Source organism: Streptomyces sp. NPDC014006 (assembly GCF_043088925.1).
Lineage (GTDB): Bacteria > Actinomycetota > Actinomycetes > Streptomycetales > Streptomycetaceae > Streptomyces.
Window position 1 is genome coordinate 1 of the sequence record NZ_JBICAJ010000014.1, and the last position, 25,012, is coordinate 25,012.

A 25,012-nucleotide genomic window follows, 5' to 3' on the forward strand; every position below is an offset into this window, starting at 1 on the left:
TGTTATGCGGCCGCCGGCGGCGGCCCTTGTGGGGGGGGGGGGGCCCGGCCCGGGGGGGGGGGGGGGGGGGGGGGGGCGGGGCGGGGGGGGGGGGGGGGGGGGGGGGGGGGCGGCGCCGCGCCCCCCCGCCGGGGGGGGGGGGGGGGGGGCCCCCGGGGGGCCCCCCCCCCCCCCCCCCGCCGGTGACGACGAAGGCGTCGTGATCAGTTCTTACGGCCCTTGAGGCGTCGTACGTCGAAGGACCAGATGCCGCGGCCGTGAGTGGCCGCGTACAGCTTGCCGTCGGGGCCGAGGCGCAGCTGCATCACGGCCGTGCTCGGCAGGGCGTGGCCCAGGACCTCCCATTCGGTGGCCCCTGCCGGGCGGTAGAAGGTGGCCAGGTCGGTTCCGATGGCGAGGCCGCCGTTCGGGAGGAGCTTCACGGTGTCGGCGGGAACGTCGGGCAGGTTGGCGGAGACGTCCGTCCAGTCGGCGCCGCCGTTCCTCGACTCGAAGACGTGGCCGAAGCCCGCGCCGGGGCCCTCGGTCCACTTGCGGGAGAAACCGTTGACCGCCACGAAAACGTGCTGGGCGTCGGCCGGGTCGATGTCGAAGCCGGAGACGTAGCGGTTCGGAACGGTGCCGTCGACCGGCAGGTTCAGCTGGTGCCAACCGGTGCCGTCGGCGTTGCCGACCGCGATGCCGCGGGTGAAGCCCTGGTTGTTGCAGGGGCCGCACCAGCCCACATAGACCGTGCCACCGGAGGACGCCACAGCGGTGGCCACGTGGCCCTCACCGAGATCGTAGGCGTTCGTCCACTCCTTGCCGGAGCGGATGGCGAAGCCCTTGGGGTTCACCCACACGTGCCGGCCGCCGGCGATCCAGGTGCTGGTGATCTTGGCGTCGGCGGTGATCGGCGCGATGAAGCGGGCGCCCGCACCTCCCTGGTCCTTGTCCGGCGGGGCGACCTCGTACTCGGTGGCCTTGGCCGGGTCGGTCGTCCACGAGCCGTCGTTGACCCCGCAGTTCTGGGTGACCCACATGTCGAGGTAGACGTATTCCTCGGCGATGTTGCAGCCGTTGGCTGGGTCGGCGATGGTGTCGCCGCCGTCGCCGCCGAAGTCGGAGCCCATGACCTTGTCGTGGCCGCGCAGGATCGACTGGCCGTTGTCCTGCAGACCGCCGGTCACCGAGACGCCACCGCCCGCGAGGTCCTTGCCGACGCCCACCGAGTAGTACTGGAGGGTGTCGAGGGTGCCGTCGCTCAGGGACTGCCAGTCCTTGGCGTGGCCGCCGGAGTCGACGGCGCCGTTCAGCGGTCGGCGGTAGATGCCCCCGTCGTTGCCGACGTACGCCCAGGTCTTGCCCTTGTAGCTGCCGATCGCGACCGCGTGCTGGTCGGAGTGCGTGGTGGGTGAGCAGTCGCCGGTCTGCTTGGCCGGGTCGATGCTCCAACAGGGGAAGGGGAAGTTCCAGTACGGGCCCGGGGTCGTCCAGGTCGAGCCGCCGTTCTTGGTCTCGAAGACCTCTTCCAGACCGAGGTAGAGGTGGTCGGCGTCGGCCGGGTCGACCTGGAGGAACTGGTTGTACCAGGACTGGATGCCCGGCTGGTAGCCGTCGCCCTGGAGGGCGGAGCCGGACGCCTTCAGCTTGGTGTAGTCCGCGATCAGCGTCCACGGGCCGAACGGCGAGCCGCTCTTGGACACGTACACGCCCTTGAGCCCGCTGTCCGGGTTGGCGGCCGTCTGCGCCGGGGACTGGTCGACGGCGTACAGGCGCGATCCGTCGGCCGCCGCGGCGAACGTCATGTTGCCCACGTCGTCGCTGCTGGTGGGCAGGTCACCGAGGCCGCTGGCCTGCCTCCAACTGCCGTCGGCCTGCTTGGCATAGAGCCCGTTGTAGGTGTCACCGCCGCGCCAGCCGACCGCGAGCAGGACCTTGTCCGGATCCTTGGGATCGACGGCGATGTCGTTGGCGATGTTCTTGTACGGCGCGCTCGGGTCGTCCGCCTTGGAACCGCCCGGCAGATAGTCCGGGTTGGGCGCGAACTCCTGCTTCCACGGCCCCGACAGCGTGGTCGTGGAGTGCGACCAGACGCCGCTGCTCGTGGCCGCCCACACCTTGGTGCCGGCGAAGCGCAGCGCGTGGATGACCGTGGACTCCAGTTCCGCGCCGCCCACGCGGTCGCCGGGCTGGAACTGCCCGTGGCGCGGGTCCTGCAGGACGTACACTCCCGTACCGACGAAGGACGTGGCACCGGTGTTGGACTCACCCGTGGCGTACCAGAGCCGGTTCCCGCCGTCCAGGGCGAGCGTGCCGGTCGACAGGGAGGGCAGTTTGTCGGCGATGGGCTTCCAGTGCCCGCCGCCGGTCGTGGACCGGAAGACACCGCCGTTGGCGCCACCCGCGTACACATAGCCCTGGCCGTCGGCGGCGATCCCGGTGATGCGACCGGTCACCTGCCCCGCGCCGCCACTGGAGTTGGAGTTCACATCGCGGTAGCGGGGGTCGTCGGAATCGTACGGCTTCTTGGTGACGTGGTCCCAGCTGCCGGACGTGTGCCGCATGGACTGCAACTGCTGCCAGGCAGCACCGTAGGCTCCGGGCGCGACCACGCCGGGCGCGGTACGGGCCTCGGTGAACTGTGCTGTGGCCTCCGCGGAGTTCTCGGCCTCGTCGGCGCCGTCCTCGTCACCTTCTGCGGCGAACGCGGACATGGCGTCGCCGGCGTGCACTGCCTTGATGTGCTGCCGGCCGATGGCGGTCTGGTGGTGCGCCTGCGCGGGCCGGGGTCTGGTGTCGCTCGACGCCGCGAACGACTGAGTGCTTACCAGTCCGAACGCGGCAGCCACGACGGTGCAGGTTATGAACCGTCGCTGATGTGTTGGGGGCAGCATGCCCTCTCCTCCCTGCGCCAAGGTGCATGGGGGTGTCCCAGGCGCAGGGGGGATCTTGGCGTGAGCACAACAGTCACACAAAGGGCTTAGACGAAAAATGGCGCGGTGTTTACCCCTCGGCTCACAGGGACCCGACCCTCCGTCAAATCCCAGCTGCTTCGGCGCATGGCGACTCGAACCTCCGTCAGGCTCCGGTCCGCCAGCCACCCGTGGCTGCGCGAGGCGAGCTTGTCCAGGACGCCGGACAGGACTCGCTAGTAGACCCAGGTGCCGCGGCGCACGCAGGCGATGAGCCCGGCCTGGCGCAGGAGCTTGAGGTGGTGGGAGATGGTCGGTTGCGACGGGTCGAAGGCGGGGGTCAGCTCGCACACGCATACCTCGCCGCCCGCCCCGCGCGAGGCGATCATCGAATCAGGCGGAGCCGGACCGGGGTGCCCAGGGCCTTGAAGACCTTCGCCAGGTCGGCCGCCTGGTCCTCCTCCAGCGGTGCGGCTGACCTGGGAGCGAGACATGAGCGAACAGACCACAGACCTGCGTGAAACCGTCCGTCGGCGGTACGCGGCGGCGGCCGTGCTCAAGGGCACCATCGAGGCGATCCCGCTGCCCGCGAACACGATCGACGCCGTGATCTCGAACCGTGTGGTCAATCTGTCCACCGACAAGCCCGCTGTCTTCGCCGAGATCTTCCGCGTGCTCAACCCCGGCGGCCGGATCGGCGTCTCCGACGTCGTCGCCGACGACACCCTCCCGCCCCAGCAGAGGGGCGAGCGCGGCGATCATGTCGGCTGTATCGCCGGCGCGCTGTCCTTCGCCGAATACCGCGCAGGCCTGGAGGCCGCCGGTTTCACGGACGTCTCGATCACTCCGATGCAAGCGGTCGCGGACGGCATGCACTCCGCCATCGTCCGGGCGGTCAAGCCGGTACCCGCAGACACCTCCTCGGCGGAGGAGGAGGCGGCGGGCGACGTGTGTTGCGGTGCCAACGCCTGCTGCACTTCGGCCGAGAACTCCGCGAACCCCACTCCGACTGTCTCCGAGGCAAAGAGCACCCCGGGGTGCGGCTGCTACAGCTGATGGCGGCTGCCGGACGAACCGTGACGGTGTCCGGCAGCCCGAAGGCTAGGCGCGCTCCCTGGGCAGAGTTTGGGTCACGCGCCACAGGCGGCGCGGCAGGTCGCCCTCCTCGAAGGGCTGGACCTCGTCGAGCCTCCAGCCGTCGGCGAGGGCGTCGACCATGGCGCGGCCGAAAAAGTGCACGGCGAAGCCGCCATGTTCGAAGATGTCGTCCCCGTGCGGAATTCCGGCACCGTAGTGAGCATCGCCGGTGTGCCGGACGGTATAGACGAAGATCCCACCGGATCGAAGGACGCGTCGTACCTCGCCGACCGCTGCGTGGATCTCCTCCGTGGACAGTGCCATGCACAGCAGCATGTGTGCGAAGACCGCGTCCACCGAGGCGTCCGGCAGCGGCAGCGGGGCACGGACATCGTGCACCACAGTCGTCACACGGCCTGCCACCCCCTGCTGCCGCGCGCCGGCACGCAGCTGCTTCAGACCGGTGGCGGAGAAATCGGTGGCCTGGACGGTGAAGCCCTCGCGGGCGAAGTACAAGGTGTCACGGCCGTGGCCGGCTCCGAGTTCAAGGACGTCACGGACTCCGGCCGCACGGAAGACTGCGGCCGCGTGCACTGCCGGGGCCGACGGCTGCCGGCCGTACATCCCGGGATGGTCGCCGTAGGCGCTCTGCCAGTGCGCGCGCTGCGCCTCGGCCAGGTCCTGCCCGTCGTCGCTCACGGTTTCCGCCCTTCCCATCCTGTCGCGACCGAGCGTATGACGAGCGCCCCAGGTCATGTGCATCGTCCGCTCCACCTCGCCTGACGTCCGACCTTGACGAATCCGCTCGCGACACCTCGTTCCACGGCGTCCGCAGGGGGCGGCGCTGTGCTACTTCGGGTCGGTGAAGCACATGTTCTGGGCGGACGGATATCCGCTGGGGACATGCGGGTGGACCTTCTCGACCGGATGGTGCAGGCCGGTGTGCTGCTCGAGGACGAGGACGACGGGCGGTACAGATGGAACCCGAACCTGCCGCTGACGCACTGAAGGCGTCCCCTCGCGCAGGAGGTGGTTTCGATCAATCCGGCTCACGGAACCCCGGGCCATCATCGGTCGGAGTTGATCACGGCTGCGGATCACCTTCAGCGTGCCTGCGTCCAAATTGTTCAAAGCTGCGGCAGCAGCGGTTGCCAGTGCTCAGTGACGGTACGCAGGAAGGGGCCTTTCTGTTACCAGCTGCGGCCCGTACGGGGGTGGCTGCTCGCCGCTGCCGAGCCCTCGGCAGCGTTACGGCGTGGGAGATGTGTCGACTGCAACCGCACGCAGGCCGACGCCGACGTTGCCGCCGACTCCGGACCCGGTGGCGGAGGGCCAGGACCGCCGCAACGAAGCGGCGGCGGTCCTGGCGGTTCCTCCGTTCTACAGACTGCCAACCGGCTCAGTTCATGGGGCCGTTCAGCCGGTGAAGGCGGCGGTGCCGTTCGGGACGCCGAGCCCGGACGGGCCGTCGTAGCCGGTGGTGCCGGTGCACAGGTAGGAGCCGCCGCAGCTGCCGTTGGAGCCGCTGGTGACGTCGTACAGCGCCGAGGTGTGCGCGTAGGGGAAGGAGGCCGGAGAGGAGCCGGAGGTCGGGGCGCCGCCCAGGGCGTAGGTCGCCGCGATCAGCGGGGAGGAGGCGCTGGTGCCACCGAAGACCATCCAGCCGGTCGCCGAGCGGTAGCTGTCGTAGACCGCGACGCCGGTGTTCGGGTCGGCGACCGCGGACACGTCCGCCACCGTGCGGTTGGCGCAGCCGGTGTCCTTCTGCCAGCTGGGCTTGGCGTCGTAGGCGGAGCAGCCGGAGCCGGCCCCGCTCCACACGGTGTCCGTCCAGCCGCGCGCGTTCGAGGCGGTCGTCAGGGACGTACCGCCCACCGCCGTCACATACTTGGATGCGGCGGGGTATTCCACGCCGTAGCCATTGTCACCGGAGGAGACGGTGATGGCGACGCCCGGGTGGTTGAAGTACGAGGAGTCGTACGTCGCGTCGCTCGAGGACTCCGAGCCGCCGTAGCTGTTGGAGACGAACTTCGCGCCCAGTCGCACCGCGGTGTTCACGGCCGTGCCCAGGTTCGTCATCGTGGCCGAACTGGCCTCGACCAGCAGGATCTTGCAGTTCGGGCAGGCCGCGCTGACCATGTCGAGGTCGAGGGAGATCTCCTCCGCCCAGCCGGAGTCGCCTCGCGGGTAGCTGGTGCCGCCCTTCTGGTCCACCTTCTTGAAGCAGCCGTTGGCGGTGGTGCAGGAGGACAGGCCGTACTGGGAGCGGTAGACGGCGAGGTCGGCCTCGGCGTTCGGGTCGTCGTAGGCGTCGACGATCGCCACCGTCTGGCCCGAACCCCCGCTCGCCGACGGCAGGTTGTACGCCGCCTGCAGCGAGGCTGGACCGTAGCCGGAGGGAGCGGCGGCCGCGGTCAGTGCGCTCTCGGCGTGTGCCGAATTCGGGGTGCCCGCGGTGACCTGCAGGGCGTTGCAGGACATCTCGCCCTTCTTCGTCGGGGCGGCGCAGGCGTGGGCGACGGTGACGCCGTGAGACGGGGAGGTGGTGGCCTGGGCTGCCTGGCCGACGGGGGCGGCCAGGGCGAGAGCGGCCGTGGCGAGCATGGCCACGGCGGCGAGGGAAACGGTTCTGCGCAACGTACGTCCTCCGCATGGTGGGTGAACCGGGAAGGGCTGTGGGGGGTGCGCGATGCGACCTCGGCGCGGGGTGTGCACCGTGGCCGCGCAGACCGTATGAATGTCGGGGCCACGACAACAAGACGGCAATTGAAACCGGAACGTTCCTTTGCCTTTCCTGAGGCGTTCATGTGCCGTTGCGGGGCGATTCGTGGCCGAAATTCGACTCGCCCGTGACTTGACGGACCAGGGTGACGCTTCGTCAGAGGCCACCGGTTGCGCTGGGCCCGTCGATGGGGGCAGACGGGCGGCCCCCTCCGGCGAGGCGTCGGAGCCTTCGCGGATACCACCAGGGCCGGGAGCGTCTGGGGCTGCGCCGTCGGGACCGATGTCCTTGCTGTGCGCGTAGTCCCGGGGCGGCCTTGGTGGCCACAGGCCGCACATGGTTTGAGCGCGGGCTGAACGCCTGGGCTGTGGCCGCCGTAGTCAGGGGCAGGTACTTCTACAACGCAGTCCGCCGGAGGCGTCATACCCGTGGCCACCACGAGACCAGCCCCCACCACCGGGACGGACGACCGGGATGCGAAGGGACGGGCGCCAGATGGCGGGGGCCGACCGGCGGAGACCGCGGGTCGGCGTGCCGACGGGGAGCGTAGGGCCGGTGACGGCCGGCATGAGAAATCCTCCCTGGTCCTGGTCACGGTCCTGCTCCTGACCGTCATGGTGCAGGGCCCGATTCGCAGGGCGCTCGCCGCTCCGGTGATGCAGAGCTGGATGACCGTGTTCGTCGCCGTGGTGCTCCAGGCGCTGCCGTTCCTGGTACTGGGCGTCTTGCTCTCCGCGGCGCTCGCCGTATTCGTCCCTTCCGCGTTCTTCGCGCGCGCACTGCCCAGCCGTGTCTGGCTCGCCGTGCCGGTCGCGGGCATGGCGGGCGCCGTGCTGCCGGGCTGCGAGTGTGCGTCGGTCCCGGTGGCGGGCGCGCTGGTGCGTCGCGGCGTGACGCCCGCGGCGGCCATCGCGTTCCTTTTGTCGGCGCCGGCGATCAACCCGGTCGTGCTGACCGCGACGGCAGTGGCCTTCCCACGCCATCCGGAAATGGTGCTGGGCCGTCTCGTGGCGGGTCTGCTCGTCGCGTGCGCCATGGGCTGGCTGTGGCAGCGACTGGGCCGCACGGACTGGTTGCGTCCGCCGGAACACGCGAGGGACGACGGGCGGAGCAAGGGCGCGGCGTTCTGGGACTCGGTCCGGCACGACGTCATGCACGCGGGCGGCTTCCTGGTTCTGGGCGCGATGGCCGCGGCGACGCTCAAGGCGGTGGCCCCGGCGGACTGGTTGCGCACGGCGGCGGGCAACCCGTTCGCAGCCGTGGGGGCGTTGGCGGTCCTGGCCGTGCTGCTGTCGATCTGCTCGGAAGCGGACGCGTTCGTGGCGGCCTCGCTGACGCAGTTCTCGCTGACGGCGAAGCTGGTGTTCCTGGTGGTCGGCCCGATGATCGACCTGAAGCTGTTCGCGATGCAGGCGGGTACCTTCGGCCGCGGTTTCGCCCTCCGCTTCGCCCCGGCCACTTTCATGCTGGCGATCGCGGGAGCGGTCCTGACCGGGGTGGTGCTCTGGTGAACCGGCAGGCCCAGGCAGTGGTCATGTTCCTGGTCGGAGCGGTACTCCTGCATTCCGGGTGCACGGACCTGTATCTGCGGTACGTGAAGGCGGGGTTGCGGCCGTTGCTGCTGGCGGCGGGAGTCGTGCTCATCGCCGGAGCGGCGGCAGCGGTGTGGTACGAGGTCAAGAGCCGGAGGGGACACGGCCATCGTGCGGACGGCCATCATGGCCATCATGAACCCCGGGTCGCGTGGCTGCTCCTGATCCCCCTCCTCGCGCTGATCCTGGTGGCGCCACCGGCGCTCGGCTCCTTCAGCGCGATGCGCGCGGGTACGGCGTTGCAGCAGCCGTACGGCTACGCGAAGCTCCCGGCCTCGGACCCCCTGCCGCTGAGTCTGACCGACTACGCGAGCCGCGCGGTGTACGACCACGGCCGGTCACTGGGCCACCGAAAGGTGCGGATCACGGGCTTCGTCGCCCTGGACGGGAAGGGCGCGCCCTACTTGGTCCGCATGTCCTTGAACTGTTGTGCCGCGGACGCTCAGCCGGTGAAGCTCGCTCTGACGGGCGACACCCCGCCGGTTCTGCAACCGGACGGCTGGCTGCGTGTGACCGGCACCTACACCCCGAAGCAGACCAGGGACCCGGTGAACGACCGTCCGATCCCGTACCTGCGGGTCACCGAGGCGAAACCGGTGCCGGCACCGCGCGATCCGTACGACGAGAGCTGGAACGAGTGAAAGGTCCGGCCCCGCGGCGAGCCATCACCAACGACGACGTACAGAAGCGTCGCACGACGAGACGCACGGCGTCGGCGATCCTGGCACGATCCTCCGCGTATTCCTGATCGCTTACGCCGCTCACTTCTTCGTACGACACAGGGACAGCTGTACGCCGGCGACGGCGGCTGCGCGCAGGCCGGGCCCCGACCCGCAGGCAGGTGTCGGTGTGAGGATCCGGCACACCGGTGCCTGTGCCGGGCCGGGCGTTGCCGTGGCTGCGTTCGCGGCCCGGCCCGGGGTTCTCAGAGGGCCGCCACGAGTTCGTGTTCGCAGACGGTGTGCGGCACTCGACCCTGAGCCGGCCAACGTACTGTCGGCCGGCACACCGGCGTGGTGCCCGCGCCGCCCTTCCGAATTCGGCCATGGTGAGGCGACGCAGGCTCTCGGGTATCCGGGGACCCTCAGATCGCCGGCAGCTTCCCTGCCTGGTCCGGGCAGTACACCTGCACCGCCGCAGACACCAGGGCTGCCGCCTGCTTGGGGTCGAAGTCGCGGAGGATGGCGTACTGCATGGCATCGCCGTACGAGCTGCTTTTCAGTGCCACACAGATCCCCGTCCCGGTCGAGCCGAGGGTGTCGGTGAGCTGGTCCGTCTCCATCTCCCCCAGGCCGTCGGGGTCCGCGGCCGCGACCGCGTCGGCGTACTTCTCGTCCTCGGCGGACGGCCCGCTCGACGAGCAGCCGACGAGGACAAGCCCTGCGAGCAGGGCGCCCGCCACGGTGGTGATCTTTCGTCTCATGGCGTCATCATCGCCCCACCGATGATCATGCGGTAATACCGTAATGGCTCCGTGACGCTCGAGCGACGACTGAGGACGGCCTGCGGACAGCGGACCAGTCCGATCACGCCGCCGCTCCAGGCCGTCACCGCCGGGCCCGCTGAGAAGATCACGACCCGTCGGTGATCTACGAGAGGACCCCTGCTCGTCCTCTGGCCTCGCCAACGGACCGGGCAGTTCTCGCGGCACTGCTGTTGCGCTTGACCAGGATGTATCAGGCATCGGTGTCCACCGTCGTTGCCTCGGCGTGGTGCCGGATTCACCGCGGCGAGCATGTCGATCCCGAGGGCCGCCGCCAGGACGGCGGCGACCCGGAACCAGCAACGATGTCTGCCCGCTGTGCCAGGTGCCGTCAGGTGCGGGTCCAGCGTTGATTGCTGCCGTTCGAGCAGGAGTAGAGCTGGATCAGCGTGCCGTTGGCGGTTCCGCCTGCGACGGCGTCGAGGCAGAGGCCGGACTGGACGCCGACGATGGACCCGTCGGAGTTGAGGCGCCACTTCTGGTTGTCGCCACCCCAGCAGCTGTAGATCTGCGCCTTGGCGCCGTTGCCGGTGCCTGCGGCGTCCAGGCACTTGTTGCCGTAGACCCTCAGTTCGCCGGCGCTGGTGTACGTCCACTGCTGGTTGGTGCCGTTGTGGCAGTCCCACAGCTGAAGCTGAGTGCCGTCGGCGGTACTGGCGCTGGGCACGTCCAGGCAACGGCCCGAACCGACGCCCTTGATCTGTCCGAAAGCCGCAGGGGGCGTCGTGGAGCCTCCGTTGAGTGCGTTGAGGACGGCGGTGTAGGCAGGCTTTTTGCTGCCGTCGCCGTTGAACAGCAGCGGCGTGTCCCCCGATCGCCAGGAGTCGGTGTCGCGTACCCCCCAGACGGTGATGCCGAGGCAGTGCGGGACGGCCAGGCAGTCGTTGACGACGTTGGCGTAGGTCGAGGCCGGGGCGCCCTGGATGTCGAGTTCGGTGATGGCCACGTCGACGCCGAGGGCGGCGAAGTTCTGCAGGGTGGTGCGGAAGTTACTGTTGTAGGGGCTGCCGCTGTTGAAGTGCGACTGGAAGCCGACGCAGTCGATCGGCACACCGCGCTGCTTGAAGTCCCGGACCATGGCGTACACGCCCTGGGTCTTGGCCCAGGTCCAGTCCTCGATGTTGTAGTCGTTGTAGCAGAGCTTGGCCGCCGGGTCGGCGGCGCGCGCGGTGCGGAAGGCGACCTCGATCCAGTCGTTGCCGGTGCGTTGCAGGTTGGAGTCGCGGCGGGCTCCCGAACTGCCGTCGGCGAAAGCCTCGTTCACGACGTCCCACTGCGCGATCTTGCCCTTGTAGTGGCCCATCACGCCGTTGATGTGGTCGATCATCGCCTGGCGCAGCGTGCTGCCGCTGAGGCTCTGCATCCAGCCGGGCTGCTGGGAGTGCCAGGCCAGGGTGTGGCCGCGCACCTGCTTGCCGTTCTGCACCGCCCAGTTGTACACACGGTCAGCGGCGGTGAAGTTGAACTGCCCCCGCTGGGGTTCGGTGGCGTCGATCTTCATCTCGTTCTCGGCCGTCACCATGTTGAACTCACGGCCCGCGATCGTCGTGTACGTCGAGTCGCCCAGTCTGCCCGAGGCTATGGCGGTGCCGAAGTAGCGGCCGCTCTGCGCCGCCGCGGCGCCGAGCGTGCTCTCGGCGGCCTGTGCGGTCGGCGGTGCGACCAGCGTGGCGGCCGCGACGAGGATGCCGATGACCAGCGTCAACAGCGGGCCGCGGATCTTTCGGCGGACAACGGGCCTGGGAGGGGCGTACGAGCCCATCACTGTGCCTCCAAGGTGGAAATCGCAGAAGGACTGAAGCGCAAGGGTTTGCGTTGCCCGGGCAGCACGGAATGACCGGGCACCGCGGTGTTCTGGTGCGCGGATCTGCAGCGCGGTCGTGCGTGAATCTGCCGTGGGGCACGGACTGGCCGAGGCGCGTGTGGTGCGAAATACCGACCCGCGGCCGGTTTCTCAGGCTGAAATGATTGGGGTGGCGACCACGCATCGTCAATACTCACTGCACATAAATTTTCTGACTGCACATCGAAACATTCGATCCACACGGTGGGTGTGTCCGGTCAGGTCATCGCGGCGGCCCGATGGCTGCCAGTTGGCTGCCAGTCGTAGAGCCGGGCCCCCTGGGGCGATGAACGTCGGCCTGGCGCGCACCGGTTTGCTCGAAGCACGCGTCAAATGTTTCGGCGCCGCAGGCGACTCCTGCGAGAGATGTTGACGCCGTTCGTGGGTTGCCTATCATTCAGATGCTCGACACTTCGACTTGAGTTCGATATGTCGAACATGCTGTGCCTCCTGCAGGTAGCAGCCCAGGTGGTGCATCCCTGGAACGCAGGGCCGCCAAGAGTCGTGCTGCAGGCGCGTATATGTCATGACCTCGCCAATTACCGAACCACCTACTCAAGGTTGGGAAGTCACCATGCGCAGAGGAAGTTTCATCCGCAGGCGTCTGTCTGCGGTACTCGGAGCCGCGGTTGCGGTCCTGGTCACGCTGGCGGCGATGCTCGTGGCCGGCCCGGCTCAGGCGGCCACCAGCGGCACCTTGCGCGGTGCCGGTTCGGGCCGGTGTCTGGATGTGCCGGGCGCCGACCAGACCGACGGCACGTACCTGCAGATCTACGACTGCTGGGGCGGGACGAACCAGCAGTGGACGGCGACGGACGGCCATCAGCTGACCGTGTTCGGCAACAAGTGCCTGGACGTTCCGGGCCACGCCACTGCGCCGGGTACCCGGGTGCAGATCTGGACCTGTTCCGGCGGTGCGAACCAGCAGTGGCGGGTGAACGCCGACGGGACGGTCGTCGGAGTGGAGTCCGGGCTGTGCCTGGAGGTCACGGGCGCCGGTACGGCCAACGGCACGGCGGTGGAGATCTGGACCTGCAACGGCGGCAGCAACCAGAAGTGGACCGGCCTGTCCGGGACGCCGACCCCGCCGGGCACGTGTTCCCTTCCGTCGACGTACCGGTGGACGTCGACGGGTGCCCTGGCGCAGCCGGCGAACGGGTGGGCGGCGCTGAAGGACTTCACCGACGTCGTCTACAACGGCAAGCACCTGGTCTACGCGTCGAACGTGTCGGGATCGTCGTACGGCTCGATGATGTTCAGCCCCTTCACGAACTGGTCGGACATGGCGTCGGCCGGCCAGACCGGGATGAGCCAGGCAGCCGTTGCGCCCACGCTGTTCTACTTCGCGCCCAAGAACATCTGGGTGCTGGCCTACCAGTGGGGTGCGTCGCCCTTCGTCTACCGCACGTCGAGCGATCCCACCAAGCCCAATGGCTGGTCCGCTCCGCAACCGCTGTTCACCGGGAGCATCTCCGGCTCCGGCACCGGCCCGATCGACCAGACCCTGATCGCCGACGGTCAGGACATGTACCTGTTCTTCGCCGGTGACAACGGCAAGATCTACCGGGCGAGCATGCCGATCGGGAACTTCCCGGGCAGCTTCGGCTCGTCCTCCACGACCGTCATGAGCGACTCGACGAACAACCTGTTCGAGGCGGTGCAGGTCTACAAGGTCCAGGGTCAGAACCAGTACCTCATGATCGTCGAGGCGATGGGTGCGAACGGACGCTACTTCCGCTCGTTCACGGCCTCCAGCCTGAGCGGCTCGTGGACCCCGCAGGCCGCCAGCGAGAGCAACCCGTTTGCGGGCAAGGCCAACAGCGGCGCCGGCTGGACCAACGACATCAGCCACGGTGACCTGGTCCGCAACAACCCCGATCAGACCATGACCATCGACCCCTGCAACCTGCAGTTCCTCTACCAGGGCAAGTCACCCACCGCGACCGGCCCCTACGACCAGCTGCCGTGGCGACCGGGTGTCCTCACCCTGCAACGCTGACCTTCCTGACCCACGGAGTGAGCGTTTCCGCCTGCTGACCGACGCTCACCGTCCGGGGAACCCCAGCCGCGCGGCGGCCGGGGTTCCCTTCCCTTCCCCCCTTCCCTTCCCTTCCCTTCCGGTGCAGTCGTGCTGCTCCCTTGCAGAGACCGGCAACGTAGTGCGGGGCGTGACGGGGGAGTTGTGTCCGATGACGTGGTCACGCTCTTCATGTCCGTGCGCGCAGGTGTTGGCCCGCTGGGTACCGAGCATGCCGTTGTCCCGGGCCCCTGACGGCCGTGCCGGCCCTGTTGTTCATAGTGGGATGCTCTCCGCGTGGCTGGTGTGATCACGGCGTCCGAGCCGTCCCGGACAGCCCCGTTCACCAAGCTGAGCTCGCGACAGTTCGGCAAGCTGGTCACCGTGCTGCCGCAGGCGGATCAGGACCGCAAGGGGCGGCGGTGGAGCCTGCCGCTGGAGGACCGGGTGCGGGCCCCCGGTATTCGCCGGTGGCGACGGGCGCCGGCCCGCCGGCCGCGCTCGCCAGCGCCGCGGCCGTCTCGCCCGCGACCCCCGCCTCCAGCGCGACCACGTCGGCGGCGGCCACGTCCCGGACGTGCACGGAGTCGCGCCGCTGCCGGCCGTCCTCGTGGACGCGCGGCGGGCGGCCGTGCGTGAGGGAGGAGCGGAAGGGGGAGGCGACACCGGCGTACGGGGTGTCGCGGGGCATCTTGGCCCGTACACGTTGTGGTGGCGCTGCCGCCGGTCGACCGGGGCCGGGCGGCGGCCAGGTGCTCCTGGGCGGCATTGTCGTGGCACACACGCAGCGCGGGCCGACGGGCGTGTCTCGGCGACCAGGGCACCTGGTCCCCTTTGCACTCCGGGCACAACGGCGCGAAGCGCCCGGCGTCCGGGTCCTCGACGGCGCGCGGACCCGGCTGTACGACACCATGCGGGGGCACTCGTAGCGGCCCCCTTGGTACGCGACCATCGACCGGCGAGCACGAGGCGCCGTACGCCCGCGTCGGCCATCGCGGTGAGAATCGCAGCGGGATCACGCACATCCCACGCCGGGTCGCCTCGCAGGTCGGACACGCCCGCCTCGTGTCCCCGCTCCCGCAGGACGTCCACCACAGGGGACCCGATGAACGGTCCCATACAGCCAGGTCGCCCGGTTGGTGGACGTCCAGCGACCGCGTCGCGGTCCGCCGCTACGCGACTCTGGAGACCGAACCGCACCCGTCCACCGCGCTGGTCACTTTGCACCGATACCGCAGACCGGGCTCACGGACGCGAAGAACGTGGTGATGGCTGCCCAGGACCACACGGACCAGGAGAGGTGGCCCCGCAGTGGCAGGCTGAAGCTGCGACGCAGCTTCAGCCTGCCCTCCGAGGTGTCGACGCTCTCCACTTCGTTGGCAGTGAGACGCCGCGCCGGATCGGCGGCTCCGCTGATGTCCGCAGGTGCGGGTCAGCCGGTGGCGCGGACCCGTCGGACGGCTCGTTCGAAGAGGGGCCATGGATCGATGGGTTCCAGGTGTCCCGCCGCGGCCATGTCCAGGAGTTCGGCGAAGCAGGCCCGGTACAGGGCCCCGCGATCCTGCGTGCCCGTCTCCTTCGCGAGGTAGCGCATGACCCCCTGCTGAAGGCCGCCTCCGTGGTGTACGGCGATCTTCTTGCGCCAGGCGATCCCCTCGGGGACGCGTGTCCCCATCGCGGTGCGCAGATGGTATTTCTCGCGCCCCTCCCGGACCTTGCACTCGGGTGCCGTCTCCAGGGCGACGCGCATCACAGGCCAGGACCAGAAGGGGTGATGGGTGGCGGTCCCGTACGCCAAGGGCATGCGGTTGGAGAGTTCATTGCTGCGCCGCGTGCGATCGACGGCCGTGAGGACCTGGTCGATGAGGTCGTCACGGTGGTCGAAGGGGCGGTAGAGGCCGGCGTTGATCAGGTCGCTCCCGTAACCGGTCAGCAGTACCCGGTGCCGGGGCACGGCGCCGAGCCGCTGGACCGCCGTGGCCGTCAGGGCGACCTCCACGACCTCCGGATCGGCGACTCCCAGCCACCTGATGGCCTCCGGGACGGAGGCGATGATCTGCTCCTCCGTCAGGTGCACGGCGTTGAGGTCGAGTCCCAGCTCCGTGCAGAGCTCGGCCGCGTCGGCGAGCTCGTCACCCCAGGGCGTTCCCACGCTGTAGGGGGTGACGGGCAGACCGGCGGTGGCCGCCAGGTATGTCACGGTGCCGGAGTCGATGCCGCCGGACAGCAGGGTCGCGTAGCCGGTGCCCTGGGCGGTGGCCGCATCGATGCGCGCGATCTCCGAGGACAGCGCCTGGAGTTGCGCCTCTCCGGCGCTCAGCGGGTCGTCGCGGTGCGGAGCCCGGAAGGAGGCCAGCGGATCCCGCTCGTCGCGTACGTCCGTCAGCCAGTCGCCGGTGCCGCGGCGGGTCCGGCGGACCGTCCCGTGGCCGAGCCTGCTGACGCCGCGAACGAGCGTGCCGTGTTCGGTGGCGGGGGAGCCGCCGGTGGGTTCGACGGGCAGCGCGAGTGCGGGCAGCACGAGCGGGGCGAGCAGGAGATCCGTGAAGTAGGCGAACCGGCCGCGCAGACGGTTGACCGCGTAGTAGACCGGGTCCTCGTTGAGCGCCGAGACGGTGACGGTGACGGCGTCCGCGTCGATCCGGATCACGGAGGACTTCGCCGGGTCCACAGGCGCGTCTTCCGGGACCGCCGTCAGGGTGCGTACGTCGAGGGTCAGGGGGGGATCCGCCGGGAGGGCGACGCCCTCCGGGCCTCGGAAGTACACCTGCAGGTCACCGAGGTCGGCGTGCTGAGCCGGCCGGTCCAGCGCCGGCAGGGGCGTGTTGGCGACGACGCACCATTTGCTGTCGGGAGCCACGCTCAGCCCTTCCCGATGATGCGGCGCATTCGCTGCTGGGCCTCACCGGCCGAGAAGGCGGTGCGGTGGGAGCGCTTGCCCTCTTCGCGCACCCGGCGCAGCCCCTCGACATACGGGCCGTTGACGCGGGAGCGGGTCGACTGCACGGCCGCTCGGGTGTACGAAGCAATGCGCCGGGCGTGCTCGAGTGCACGGTCCAACAGGTCCTCGGGGGCCGTCACTTCCTGCAGCAGCCGGTCCGCGAGCGCGCGCTCGGCCGGCCATTCGGCGCAGGTGTAGAGCATTTCCTGCATGACGCTGCGCCCCACCACCGTCTCGAGCATGTAGCCGCCGAAGTTGCAGGCGATGCCCACGCGGAACTCCGGCATCACGAGCTTCGCCGCGGTGCTGCCGATGCGCAGATCGCAACAGAGGGCGATCTGCAGGCCCACGCCGATGGCGTAGCCGTCGATGGCGGCGACGACGGGCTTGGATATCCCGGCGATGGTGCTGTAGAGGTCCGTGATGTCGTCGATCCAGGCGTCGACCTCGTCGCCGCCGGAGAACTCGGAGACCTCGTTGAAGTCCCCGCCGGCGCCGAACGACCTGTCTGGTCCGCCGTACAGGACGACACAGCCGACCTCGTCGTCGCCGTCGAGGTCGGACATCAGGCGGGTCAACTCGCGCATGCGGGCCCTGCTGAACGGGTTCTGCTCGTGCGCCTGTGAGAACTCCACCAGTGCGACTCCGCCTGGCAGGACCTCACACTCCATGCTCGCTGTCGCAGCGTTGGTCACCGACATGTGCTCTCCCCGCTACTTCACATGCTCGTCCTTGATCACTGGCCTGTCCACCGTACGGCATATCTATGCAGCCATTCGAGTGGCGTGGGTCACAAAATGAAAACTGTCAGGAGTCCAACATGCGGACAGAGACGGGAAATTGATGAATCGTTCACTGCGTCGTTGCTGCGGCTGAGTATGGATGTGTACGGTGAACGGCAAGTTCATTCAATGGCCGGAGGCGTTGTGCCGACGCGGGATCTCTGGGCCGCTCAAGGAGGTGTGCCAAACATGAAGCCTGTGACTCCGCGAGGTTTCCGCAGCGCGACCATGAACATGGGGCTCAAGGACGTCGACGACGACTTCGCGGTCGTCGTCTCCGAGGTGCCGGCCCGCTCGGCCGCGGTGTTCACGCGATCGAGGTTCGCGGGCCCCAGTGTCGTGCTCAGCCGCGAGGCCGCCCCCGCGCAGCGCAGCCGCGGCATGGTCGTGCTCTCCCGCAACGCCAACGTGGCGACCGGCCGGGCCGGCGCGGCACACGCCGAGGAGGTGCGCCGCCGGGTCGCCGAGATCGCGGGTGTCGCCCCGGAGGAGCTGGTCATCGGTTCGACCGGGGTGATCGGCCGCCCGTATCCGATGGAGAGCATCCGGGCCGGCCTGGACTCGCTGGTCTGGCCGTTCCCGGAGGCCGACTACGCCGCCGCGGCCAAGGCGATCATGACGACGGACACCCGGCCCAAGTACCTCAGCGTGCGGTGCGGTGACGCCGTGCTCACCGGGATCGCCAAGGGGGTGGGCATGATCGAACCGAACATGGCCACCCTGCTCACCTTCTTCTTCACCGACGCGGACATTCCCGCCGGCGAACTCGACGCCCTCTTCCGGCGCGTGATGGACAAGACGTTCAACGCGCTGAGCATCGACACCGACACCTCGACGAGCGACACCGCGGCGATCTTCGCCAACGGCCTGGCCGGACCGGTGGACCTGGAGGCCTTCGAGCAGGCGCTGTACGAGGTCGCCCTGCATCTCGTCCGTGACATCGCCTCGGACGGTGAAGGCGCGTCCAAGCTCATCGAGGTCCAGGTCACCGGTGCCCGTGACGACGCGCAGGCCAAGCGGGTGGGCAAGGCCGTCGTCAACTCGCCGCTGGTCAAGACGGCGGTCCACGGGAGCGACCCGAACTGGGGCCGGATCGCGATGGCCATCGGCAAGCTCGACGAGGAGACCGACATCGAGCCGCCCCGAGTCCGCATCCAGTTCGACGACCTGCTGATGCACCCCGAAGAACCCGATGACGCGCTCCTCGAACAGGCCGCCCAGTACCTCAAGGGCGACGAGGTGATCATCAAGATCGACCTGGGGATCGCCGACGGGGCGTTCACCGTCTACGGATGTGACCTCACCGAGGGATACGTGAGGATCAACGCCGACTACACCTCGTGAGCGCCGGGTTCCTGACCCGCTCCGTCAACGGTCCGCTGAGACAGTCCGCACCTGCGGATCGTTTCTTGTTCATTCGCCCTTAGACGAAAGAGGACCTGTGACCGCACCCAGCTCGGTGACGCCTGCCCAGGGACGGGAGCTCGCCACCGAAATCCCCGGCCCGCGCTCCCAGGAGATCCACGCGCGACGGCAGAAGGCCGTCGCGCGAGGGGTCGGCAGCGCGCTCCCGGTCTATGTGGAAGCGGCAGGGGCGGGACTCCTGCGTGACATCGACGGAAACACCTACATCGATCTGTGCTCCGGCCTCGGCGTGACCGGGGTGGGCAATGCCGCCCCCGACGTGGTGGCGGCCGTGCAGGAGCAGGTGGCGCGGTTCACCCACACCTGTTTCCTCGCCACGCCGTACGAGGGATACGTCGCGGTGTGCGAGCAGCTCGCCGAACTCACACCGGGCGCGCACGAGAAGCGGTCGGCCCTGTTCAGCACTGGCGCCGAGGCCGTGGAGAACGCCGTCAAGGTCGCCAGGGCGGCGACCGGCCGTGCCGCGATCGTCGTGCTCGACCACGCCTATCATGGTCGTACCAACCTCACGTTGGGCCTGAGTGCGCGGAACATGCCGTTCAAGCAGGGCTTCGGCCCCTTCACCCCGGAGATCCACCGGATCCCCGCCTCCTACCCGTTCCGGGATCCGGAAGGGCTCAGCGGCGAGCAGGCGGCACGCGACGCGCTGGAGGTGCTGGAGCGACAGGTCGGCGGTGAGAACGTGGCAGCCGTCGTGGTCGAACCGATCCAGGGCGAGGGTGGGTTCATCGTGCCCGCGCCGGGTTACCTTCCGGAGATCGCCCGATGGTGCGCGCGGCACGGCGCGCTGCTGGTGGCCGACGAGATCCAGAGCGGCTTCTGCCGCACCGGCGCCTGGTTCGCCTCCGAGCACGAGGGAATCGTCCCCGACATCGTCGCGAGCGCCAAGGGGATAGCCGGCGGGCTGCCCCTGGCGGCGGTGACGGGGCGCGCCGAGGTGATGGACGCCGTTCAGCTCGGCGGCTTCGGCGGAACCTACGGCGGCAACCCCGTGGCATGCGCCGCGGCACTCGCCGCGATCGACGTCATGCGCCGGCAGGACCTCGCCGCGGCGGCCCGCAGGATCGAAAAGATCCTCACGTCGCGACTGAACGAGCTGGCCTCCCGGTACGACGCGATAGGGGAGGTGCGCGGCCGCGGGGCGATGATCGGCGTCGAACTGGTGCGTCCCGGCTCGAAGGAGCCCGCCCCCGAGCTGGCTCAGCGCGTCGTCGAGGCGTGTCACGCGAAGGGCGTGTTCCTGCTGACGGTCGGTACGTTCGGCAACGTCCTGCGGTTCCTGCCTCCCCTGGTCATCGCCGAGGAACTGCTCAGCGACGCCCTCGACGTCCTGGAGCAGAGCTTCGCGCGGCTCGGGAACTGACCTCGGTGCCCCACCGCGCACCGCCGAGTCGGGCGCGCGTGGTGGGGCACCCGCGACTTCCGTATGAAGGGGGAGTTCGGATGACTTCCGCACCACTGCCCACGAGGCGGCTCGGCACGCTGCTCGTTCCCGCCCAGGGACTGGGCTGCCTCGGCGTGACCTCGTTCTATGGCCGCGCTGACCAGGACGAGGCCGTGGCGACCGTCAAGGAAGCCATGGACCGCGGGATCACCCTGCTGGACACGGCCGCCATCCACGGCATGGGGGAGGGCGAACGACTGGTCGGCGGTGCCGTCGCCGGCCGTCGGGACGACGTACTGATCTGCACGAAGGTCGGCCTGGACCGGGCACCCGACGGGACCTTCCTGGGTGTCCGCAGCGACCGCCGGTTCATCCGCGAGAGCTGCGAGGCATCCCTGAAACGCCTCGGCGTCGACCACATCGACATCCTCTTCAAGCACTGGGTACGCCCCGACGAGGACATCGAGGAGGCGATGGGCGCGCTGGCGGAACTCGTCGCCGAGGGCAAGGTGCGCCACATCGGGCTCTCCGAGGTCTCCGCCGCCACCATCCGCCGTGCCCATGCCGTGCACCCGGTCACGGCACTGCAGAGCGAGTGGTCGCTGTGGACCCGGGACATCGAGGGGACGGTCGTGTCAACCTGCCGGGAACTCGGCATCGGCATCATCGCCAACTGCCCCCTCGGGCGGGGATTCCTGGCCGATCAGGTGAGGTCGGTCGCCGACCTCACCCACGACCAGGACTTCCGTCACCACCTCCCGCGCTTCACCGAGCCCAACCTGCGCAAGAACCTGGAGCTCCTGGACGCCGTGCGCGAGGTGGCCCGCCGACGCGAGATCACGGTCGGGCAGCTGGCGCTCGCGTGGCTGCATCACCAGGGCGACGACGTGGTGCCCATTCCGGGCACCAGCCGCCGCGACCACCTGCGCGAGAACATCGAGGCGGCCTTCCTCGAACTGTCGGCCGAGGAGATGGCGGCGATCACCGAAGCGGCGTCCCATTCCGGTGTGCACGGCGAGCGATACGCGCCCGCGCTCATGGCTCTCGTCGGCAACTGAGCGACGTCGTACGAGCCGGGGATCACCCGAACCGCCGCCGGGTGATCCCCCCCCCGCGCTCAGCCGGCCACGCCGGGTCCGACGCCACCTGCCAGGACACGGTCGTTGCGCATCGGCAGCGCCCGCTGCCGCACGCCGGTCGCGTGCCAGACGGCGTTGGCGATCGCCGCCGCGGTCCCGACGATGCCGATCTCTCCCAGCCCCTTGATACCGGTCGGGTCGAGCGGGTCCGGGTCGTCCACCCAGTCCGCCTCGATGAGCGGCACGTCCGCGTGCGTGGCGAGGTGATAGCCCGCGAGGTCGGCATTGACGAGGCCGCCGGAAGCCTGGTCCCGGATCGCCTCCTCGTGCAGTGCCATCGACAGCCCCCAGGTCATGCCGCCGATGAGCTGGCTGCGCGCGGTCAGCGGGTTGACGACCCGGCCAACCGCGAAGATCCCCAGCAGTCGGCGCACCCGCACCTCGCCGGTGGTGACGTCGACGGCCACCTCGGCGAACTGCGCGCCGAACGAGTGGCGTTCGAGCTGGGAATCCGCGCCGAGCGCCTCCTCGGTGTCCGACCGTACGGTGATCCCCTCCGGCGGAATGCCCGAGCTCAGGGCGAGCCGGGCCCGCAGGCCGCTCGCCGCGGCGTCGACGGCGATGGCCCAGGAACGTGTCCCCATCGAGGCACCGGCGATCATCGCGGGGCCGAAGTCGCTGTCCGCGATCTCCACGCGGACACGTCCGAACTCCACGCCCAGGGCGTCGGCGGTGAGCTGGGTCAGGACCGTCCGTGCCCCCGTCCCGATGTCGGCCGCGGAGATCCGCAGGGTGAACGTTTCGTCCGCCTCGGCGGTCAGGGCAGCTGTCGAGGGAGCGGCACCCGCCGGGAACGTGGAGGCGGCCACCCCGGTCCCGAGCCGCCAGCGACCGTCCCGGCGCACACCCGGACGCGGATCCCGGTCGGCCCAGCCGAACCGCCTGGCCCCCTCCTCCAAGCAGGCGACCAGGTTGCGGCCGCTGAAGGGCAGCCGGGAGACCGGGCCGACCTCGGGTTCGTTGCGGACGCGCAGGGCGATGGGATCCAGGCCGCACTTCTCGGCCAGTTCGTCCATCGCGGACTCCAGTGCGAAAGAACCCGGGGCTTCCCCCGGACCGCGCATCCACCGCGGGGTCGGCACGTCGAGCCGTACGGCGTGGTGGACGGCGCGGTGCGCGTCGGCGTCGTACAGAACACGCGCGATCCCGGCGCTCTGCTCGATGAACTCGTGCACATTCGACGTCAGACAGGTCGCCTGGTGGTCCAGGACCCGCAGACGTCCGTCCGCGTGAGCGCCGAGCCTGACCCGCTGGGCCGTCGGGCTGCGGTAGCCGACGAGTGAGAACATCTGCCGACGGGTCAGTACGACCCTGACCGGGCGCTGGACGGCGTTCGCCGCCATCACGGCGAGGACCACCGGCGGGCGGATCGTGCCCTTGGACCCGAAGCCCCCGCCCACGTGTTCCGACCGTACCCGCACGCACGCGGGGTCGAGTGAGAACAGCTGAGCGAGGTCCTGTGCGATGTTGTACGCGCCCTGGGTGGAGTCGACGACGTCGAGGCGTCCGCCCGACCAGCGTGCCAGGGCCGCGTGCGGCTCCATCGCGTTGTGGTGCTCCTCCGGAGTGGTGTACACCGAGTCGACCACGACCGAGGACGCGGTGAGTTCGGCTTCGACGTCGCCTCGCTCCGTGCGCGCCACCAGGAACGGGGAGTCCTCCGGCATGTACCTTCCGGGATGGTCCGCGTGGAACGCGATGTCGTGCGGCTCCTCCTCGTACCGGACGACCAGGGCCTCAGCGGCTTCCCGGGCCTGTTCCGGGGTTTCGGCGACGACCAGGGCCACCGGCCAGCCCACGTGCGGCACACGGTCGTTCTGCAGAATGTGGATGGGCGGCTCGGGTCCGAACGCGCCGACGAGGTGGGGCAGGCGGGGCGCGTTGCCGTGATGCAGGACGGCGAGCACGCCGGGCATCGCCAGGACGGGAGCCGGCTCGATGTCCACGACCCGGCCACGCGCGATGCCGGCCTGCACGATCCAGCCGTGGGCGAGTCCGTCGGTGGGGAAGTCGGCGGCGTAACGAGCCGTTCCCGTGACCTTGGCGTGGCCCTCCACCCGGGTGTGCGCGAGTCCGACCGTGCCGGCCGGTCCGCTCGTCGTGGTCATCGCGTGGCCTCCTCGGTGAGTTCGCTCAACACGGCGACGACGAGGTTGCGCATCAGCATCACCTTGTATCCGTTGTCCCGGAGCGGCTGTGCGGCGCTCAGCTCGGCATCGGCGGCGGCGGCGAACGCCTCCGCCGTCGCCGGGCCGCCCGTCAGCACACGCTCCGCCTCGAGGGCCCGCCAGGGCCGGGCGGCGACCGCCCCGAAGGCCAGGCGTACGTCGCGCACGATGCCGTCCCGGACCTCCAGGGCAGCGGCCAGCGAGCCGATCGCGAACGCGAACGAGGCCCGCCCGCGCACCTTCCGGTAACGGGAGGCGGCGGCGACCGGGGCCGGCGGCAGGACGACCGCGGTGACGAGGGCGCCCGGCGGCAGCGCGGTCTCCCGGTGCGGGGTGTCGCCGACTGGCGGATAGAACTCCGTCAGGGGCACCTCGCCGCGCCCCTCGGGCGTCTCGTATTTCACCACGGCCTCGAACGCGGTGAGAGCCACCGCCATGTCCGAGGCGTGCGTGGCCACGCAGTGCGCGGAGCCGCCGAGGATCGCGTGGTTGAGGTGTTCACCGGCGATCGCGGGGCAACCGCTGCCGGGGGCGCGCTTGTTGCACGGCTTGCCGAGGTCGGTGAAGTAGCCGCAACGGGTGCGCTGGAGCAGGTTCCCGCCGACCGTGGCCATGTTCCGCAGCTGCCCCGACGCGCCGGCGAGCACCGCCTGCGCCAACGCCGGGCAGCGGCGCCGGACTTCAGGATGGGCGGCGAGATCGCTGTTGGTGACGGTTGCGCCCACGTGGAGGCCGCCGCCGTCGGTGACCTCGATCCGGTCGAGGGGCAGCCCTCGGACGTCGATCAGCAGTCCGGGCCGCTCGACACCGTTCTTCATCAGGTCGACGAGATTGGTGCCGCCTCCGAGAAACCGTGCCTCGGCGGGGTCGGCGCTCATGAGGGCGAGAGCCTCGGACACCTCGCTCGGGCGTCGGTAGTCGAACTCCCTCACGCCGTCCACCCCGTACCGGCCGTACGGGCGGCGTCCGGAGCGTTGCCGTGATGCTCTTCCAGAGGGGTGCGGGCGGCCGCCTCGGCCGCTTGTGCGACCGCCCGCACGATCGACACGTACGCCCCGCAGCGGCACAGATTGCCGCTCATGCGCTCCCGGATCTCGTCGTCGCTCAGGGGCGCAGGGCCGGCCTCGGGCCGGACATCCGGTGTCACGGCGCTCGGCCGGCCCGCGGCGTGCTCCTCGATCATCGCGATCGCCGAACAGACCTGTCCCGGAGTGCAGTAGCCGCACTGGTACCCGTCGAGATCGACGAACGCCTGCTGCACCGGATGCAGCCTCCCACCGTCCGAGACTCCTTCGATGGTGGTGACCGCACATCCCTCCGCGGCGACCGCGAGCTGCAGGCACGAGGTGATACGGCGGCCGTCGAGCAGCACGGTGCAGGCACCGCACTGCCCTTGATCGCAGCCCTTCTTGGTGCCGGTCAGCTCGAGGTGCTCGCGCAACGCGTCGAGCAGGGTGGTGCGGTGGTCGACCGTCACTTCATGTTTCCGACCATTGACGTTCAGTAGGACGGTGCTGTACGTCGAGGGGGCCATGATCAGTCTTT

Annotated in this window: 16 protein-coding genes and 4 pseudogenes; 8 read left to right on the forward strand and 12 right to left on the reverse strand. The window is 69.8% G+C overall.

The window, feature by feature from the left end; all coding sequences use genetic code 11:
* Window positions 1-203: 203 nt before the first annotated feature.
* On the reverse strand, window positions 204-2,876 hold the full coding sequence (locus ACF1GV_RS35480; protein ID WP_391689424.1) for a WD40/YVTN/BNR-like repeat-containing protein: 2,673 nt from the start codon (window positions 2,874-2,876) through the stop codon (window positions 204-206).
* A 257-nt stretch (window positions 2,877-3,133) separates the two neighbouring features.
* Window positions 3,134-3,405: pseudogene (locus ACF1GV_RS35485) on the reverse strand (ArsR/SmtB family transcription factor); the annotation flags it as partial.
* A 41-nt stretch (window positions 3,406-3,446) separates the two neighbouring features.
* Between ACF1GV_RS35485 and ACF1GV_RS35490 the strand changes: the two are divergent.
* A pseudogene (locus tag ACF1GV_RS35490) lies at window positions 3,447-3,950 on the forward strand (methyltransferase domain-containing protein); the annotation flags it as partial.
* A 45-nt stretch (window positions 3,951-3,995) separates the two neighbouring features.
* Here the strand turns inward: ACF1GV_RS35490 and ACF1GV_RS35495 are convergent.
* Both ACF1GV_RS35495 and ACF1GV_RS35500 read right to left on the reverse strand, forming a co-directional pair.
* Window positions 3,996-4,670 (reverse strand): methyltransferase domain-containing protein, encoded by a 675-nt coding sequence (locus ACF1GV_RS35495; protein WP_391689427.1) that lies wholly within the window; start codon window positions 4,668-4,670, stop codon window positions 3,996-3,998.
* A gap of 717 nt (window positions 4,671-5,387) precedes the next feature.
* On the reverse strand, window positions 5,388-6,608 hold the full coding sequence (locus ACF1GV_RS35500) for a peptidase S8 (protein ID WP_391689430.1): 1,221 nt from the start codon (window positions 6,606-6,608) through the stop codon (window positions 5,388-5,390).
* 513 nt (window positions 6,609-7,121) lie between these two features.
* Between ACF1GV_RS35500 and ACF1GV_RS35505 the strand changes: the two genes are divergently transcribed.
* Window positions 7,122-8,204 carry a permease gene (locus ACF1GV_RS35505; RefSeq protein ID WP_391689433.1) on the forward strand — a complete coding sequence of 361 codons (1,083 nt, stop codon included), beginning with the start codon at window positions 7,122-7,124 and terminating at the stop codon, window positions 8,202-8,204.
* On the forward strand, window positions 8,201-8,926 hold the full coding sequence (locus ACF1GV_RS35510) for a TIGR03943 family putative permease subunit (RefSeq protein WP_391689436.1): 726 nt from the start codon (window positions 8,201-8,203) through the stop codon (window positions 8,924-8,926). The genes ACF1GV_RS35505 and ACF1GV_RS35510 overlap by 4 nt, the downstream gene beginning before the upstream one ends.
* 443 nt (window positions 8,927-9,369) lie before the next feature.
* Here the strand turns inward: ACF1GV_RS35510 and ACF1GV_RS35515 are convergent, their stop codons facing one another.
* Together ACF1GV_RS35515 and ACF1GV_RS35520 are read right to left on the reverse strand one after the other, a co-directional pair.
* Window positions 9,370-9,708 carry a DUF732 domain-containing protein gene (locus tag ACF1GV_RS35515; protein WP_391689439.1) on the reverse strand — a complete coding sequence of 113 codons (339 nt, stop codon included), beginning with the start codon at window positions 9,706-9,708 and terminating at the stop codon, window positions 9,370-9,372.
* Window positions 9,709-10,099: 391 nt separating this feature from the next.
* Window positions 10,100-11,530, reverse strand: coding sequence for an endo-1,4-beta-xylanase (locus tag ACF1GV_RS35520; protein ID WP_391689442.1), 1,431 nt, complete (start codon window positions 11,528-11,530; stop codon window positions 10,100-10,102).
* Between the two features lie 655 nt (window positions 11,531-12,185).
* On the opposite strand from ACF1GV_RS35520, the gene ACF1GV_RS35525 reads away from it, so the two are divergent.
* A complete protein-coding gene (locus ACF1GV_RS35525; RefSeq protein ID WP_391689444.1) occupies window positions 12,186-13,610 on the forward strand; it encodes a non-reducing end alpha-L-arabinofuranosidase family hydrolase in 1,425 nt (474 codons plus the stop codon).
* Window positions 13,611-13,925: 315 nt separating this feature from the next.
* Window positions 13,926-14,075: pseudogene (locus ACF1GV_RS35530) on the forward strand (IS5/IS1182 family transposase); the annotation flags it as partial.
* Window positions 14,076-14,085: 10 nt separating this feature from the next.
* On the opposite strand, the pseudogene ACF1GV_RS35535 reads toward ACF1GV_RS35530, so the two are convergent.
* The 3 genes and pseudogenes from ACF1GV_RS35535 to ACF1GV_RS35545 form a co-directional block, all read right to left on the reverse strand.
* A pseudogene (locus ACF1GV_RS35535) lies at window positions 14,086-14,747 on the reverse strand (NAD-dependent epimerase/dehydratase family protein); the annotation flags it as partial.
* 313 nt (window positions 14,748-15,060) lie between these two features.
* Window positions 15,061-16,488, reverse strand: coding sequence for an asparagine synthase-related protein (locus ACF1GV_RS35540; RefSeq protein WP_391689447.1), 1,428 nt, complete (start codon window positions 16,486-16,488; stop codon window positions 15,061-15,063).
* 2 nt (window positions 16,489-16,490) lie between these two features.
* Window positions 16,491-17,270 (reverse strand): enoyl-CoA hydratase/isomerase family protein, encoded by a 780-nt coding sequence (locus tag ACF1GV_RS35545; protein ID WP_391689450.1) that lies wholly within the window; start codon window positions 17,268-17,270, stop codon window positions 16,491-16,493.
* A gap of 261 nt (window positions 17,271-17,531) precedes the next feature.
* On the opposite strand from ACF1GV_RS35545, the gene argJ reads away from it, so the two are divergent.
* From argJ to ACF1GV_RS35560, 3 genes are all read left to right on the forward strand, one after another.
* Complete coding sequence (argJ, locus tag ACF1GV_RS35550; RefSeq protein ID WP_391689453.1) at window positions 17,532-18,695, forward strand: bifunctional glutamate N-acetyltransferase/amino-acid acetyltransferase ArgJ; 1,164 nt, start codon at window positions 17,532-17,534, stop codon at window positions 18,693-18,695.
* Window positions 18,696-18,792: 97 nt separating this feature from the next.
* Complete coding sequence (gene gabT / locus ACF1GV_RS35555; protein ID WP_391689456.1) at window positions 18,793-20,139, forward strand: 4-aminobutyrate--2-oxoglutarate transaminase; 1,347 nt, start codon at window positions 18,793-18,795, stop codon at window positions 20,137-20,139.
* An 80-nt stretch (window positions 20,140-20,219) separates the two neighbouring features.
* Window positions 20,220-21,218, forward strand: coding sequence for an aldo/keto reductase (locus ACF1GV_RS35560; RefSeq protein ID WP_391689459.1), 999 nt, complete (start codon window positions 20,220-20,222; stop codon window positions 21,216-21,218).
* Between the two features lie 59 nt (window positions 21,219-21,277).
* Here the strand turns inward: ACF1GV_RS35560 and ACF1GV_RS35565 are convergent, their stop codons facing one another.
* From ACF1GV_RS35565 to ACF1GV_RS35575, 3 genes are read right to left on the reverse strand one after another with little or no spacing between them, the layout of a single operon-like run.
* Entirely contained in the window at window positions 21,278-23,407 is a 2,130-nt protein-coding gene (locus ACF1GV_RS35565; protein ID WP_391689463.1) for a xanthine dehydrogenase family protein molybdopterin-binding subunit, read from the reverse strand.
* A complete protein-coding gene (locus tag ACF1GV_RS35570; protein WP_391689466.1) occupies window positions 23,404-24,399 on the reverse strand; it encodes an FAD binding domain-containing protein in 996 nt (331 codons plus the stop codon). The genes ACF1GV_RS35565 and ACF1GV_RS35570 overlap by 4 nt, the downstream gene beginning before the upstream one ends.
* Window positions 24,396-25,001, reverse strand: coding sequence for a (2Fe-2S)-binding protein (locus ACF1GV_RS35575; protein ID WP_391689469.1), 606 nt, complete (start codon window positions 24,999-25,001; stop codon window positions 24,396-24,398). Before ACF1GV_RS35575 ends, ACF1GV_RS35570 begins: the two co-directional genes overlap by 4 nt.
* Window positions 25,002-25,012 lie beyond the last annotated feature (11 nt).

What these genes read in the sequence shown, in the direction of transcription:
- ACF1GV_RS35560 (WP_391689459.1), top strand. Translation starts at nt 20,220, where the DNA reads ATGACTTCCGCACCACTGCCCACGAGGCGGCTCGGCACGCTGCTCGTT.
- ACF1GV_RS35520 (WP_391689442.1), bottom strand. Translation starts at nt 11,530, where the DNA reads ATGGGCTCGTACGCCCCTCCCAGGCCCGTTGTCCGCCGAAAGATCCGC.
- ACF1GV_RS35480 (WP_391689424.1), bottom strand. Translation starts at nt 2,876, where the DNA reads ATGCTGCCCCCAACACATCAGCGACGGTTCATAACCTGCACCGTCGTG.
- ACF1GV_RS35525 (WP_391689444.1), top strand. Translation starts at nt 12,186, where the DNA reads ATGCGCAGAGGAAGTTTCATCCGCAGGCGTCTGTCTGCGGTACTCGGA.
- ACF1GV_RS35575 (WP_391689469.1), bottom strand. Translation starts at nt 25,001, where the DNA reads ATGGCCCCCTCGACGTACAGCACCGTCCTACTGAACGTCAATGGTCGG.
- ACF1GV_RS35565 (WP_391689463.1), bottom strand. Translation starts at nt 23,407, where the DNA reads ATGACCACGACGAGCGGACCGGCCGGCACGGTCGGACTCGCGCACACC.
- ACF1GV_RS35545 (WP_391689450.1), bottom strand. Translation starts at nt 17,270, where the DNA reads ATGTCGGTGACCAACGCTGCGACAGCGAGCATGGAGTGTGAGGTCCTG.
- ACF1GV_RS35515 (WP_391689439.1), bottom strand. Translation starts at nt 9,708, where the DNA reads ATGAGACGAAAGATCACCACCGTGGCGGGCGCCCTGCTCGCAGGGCTT.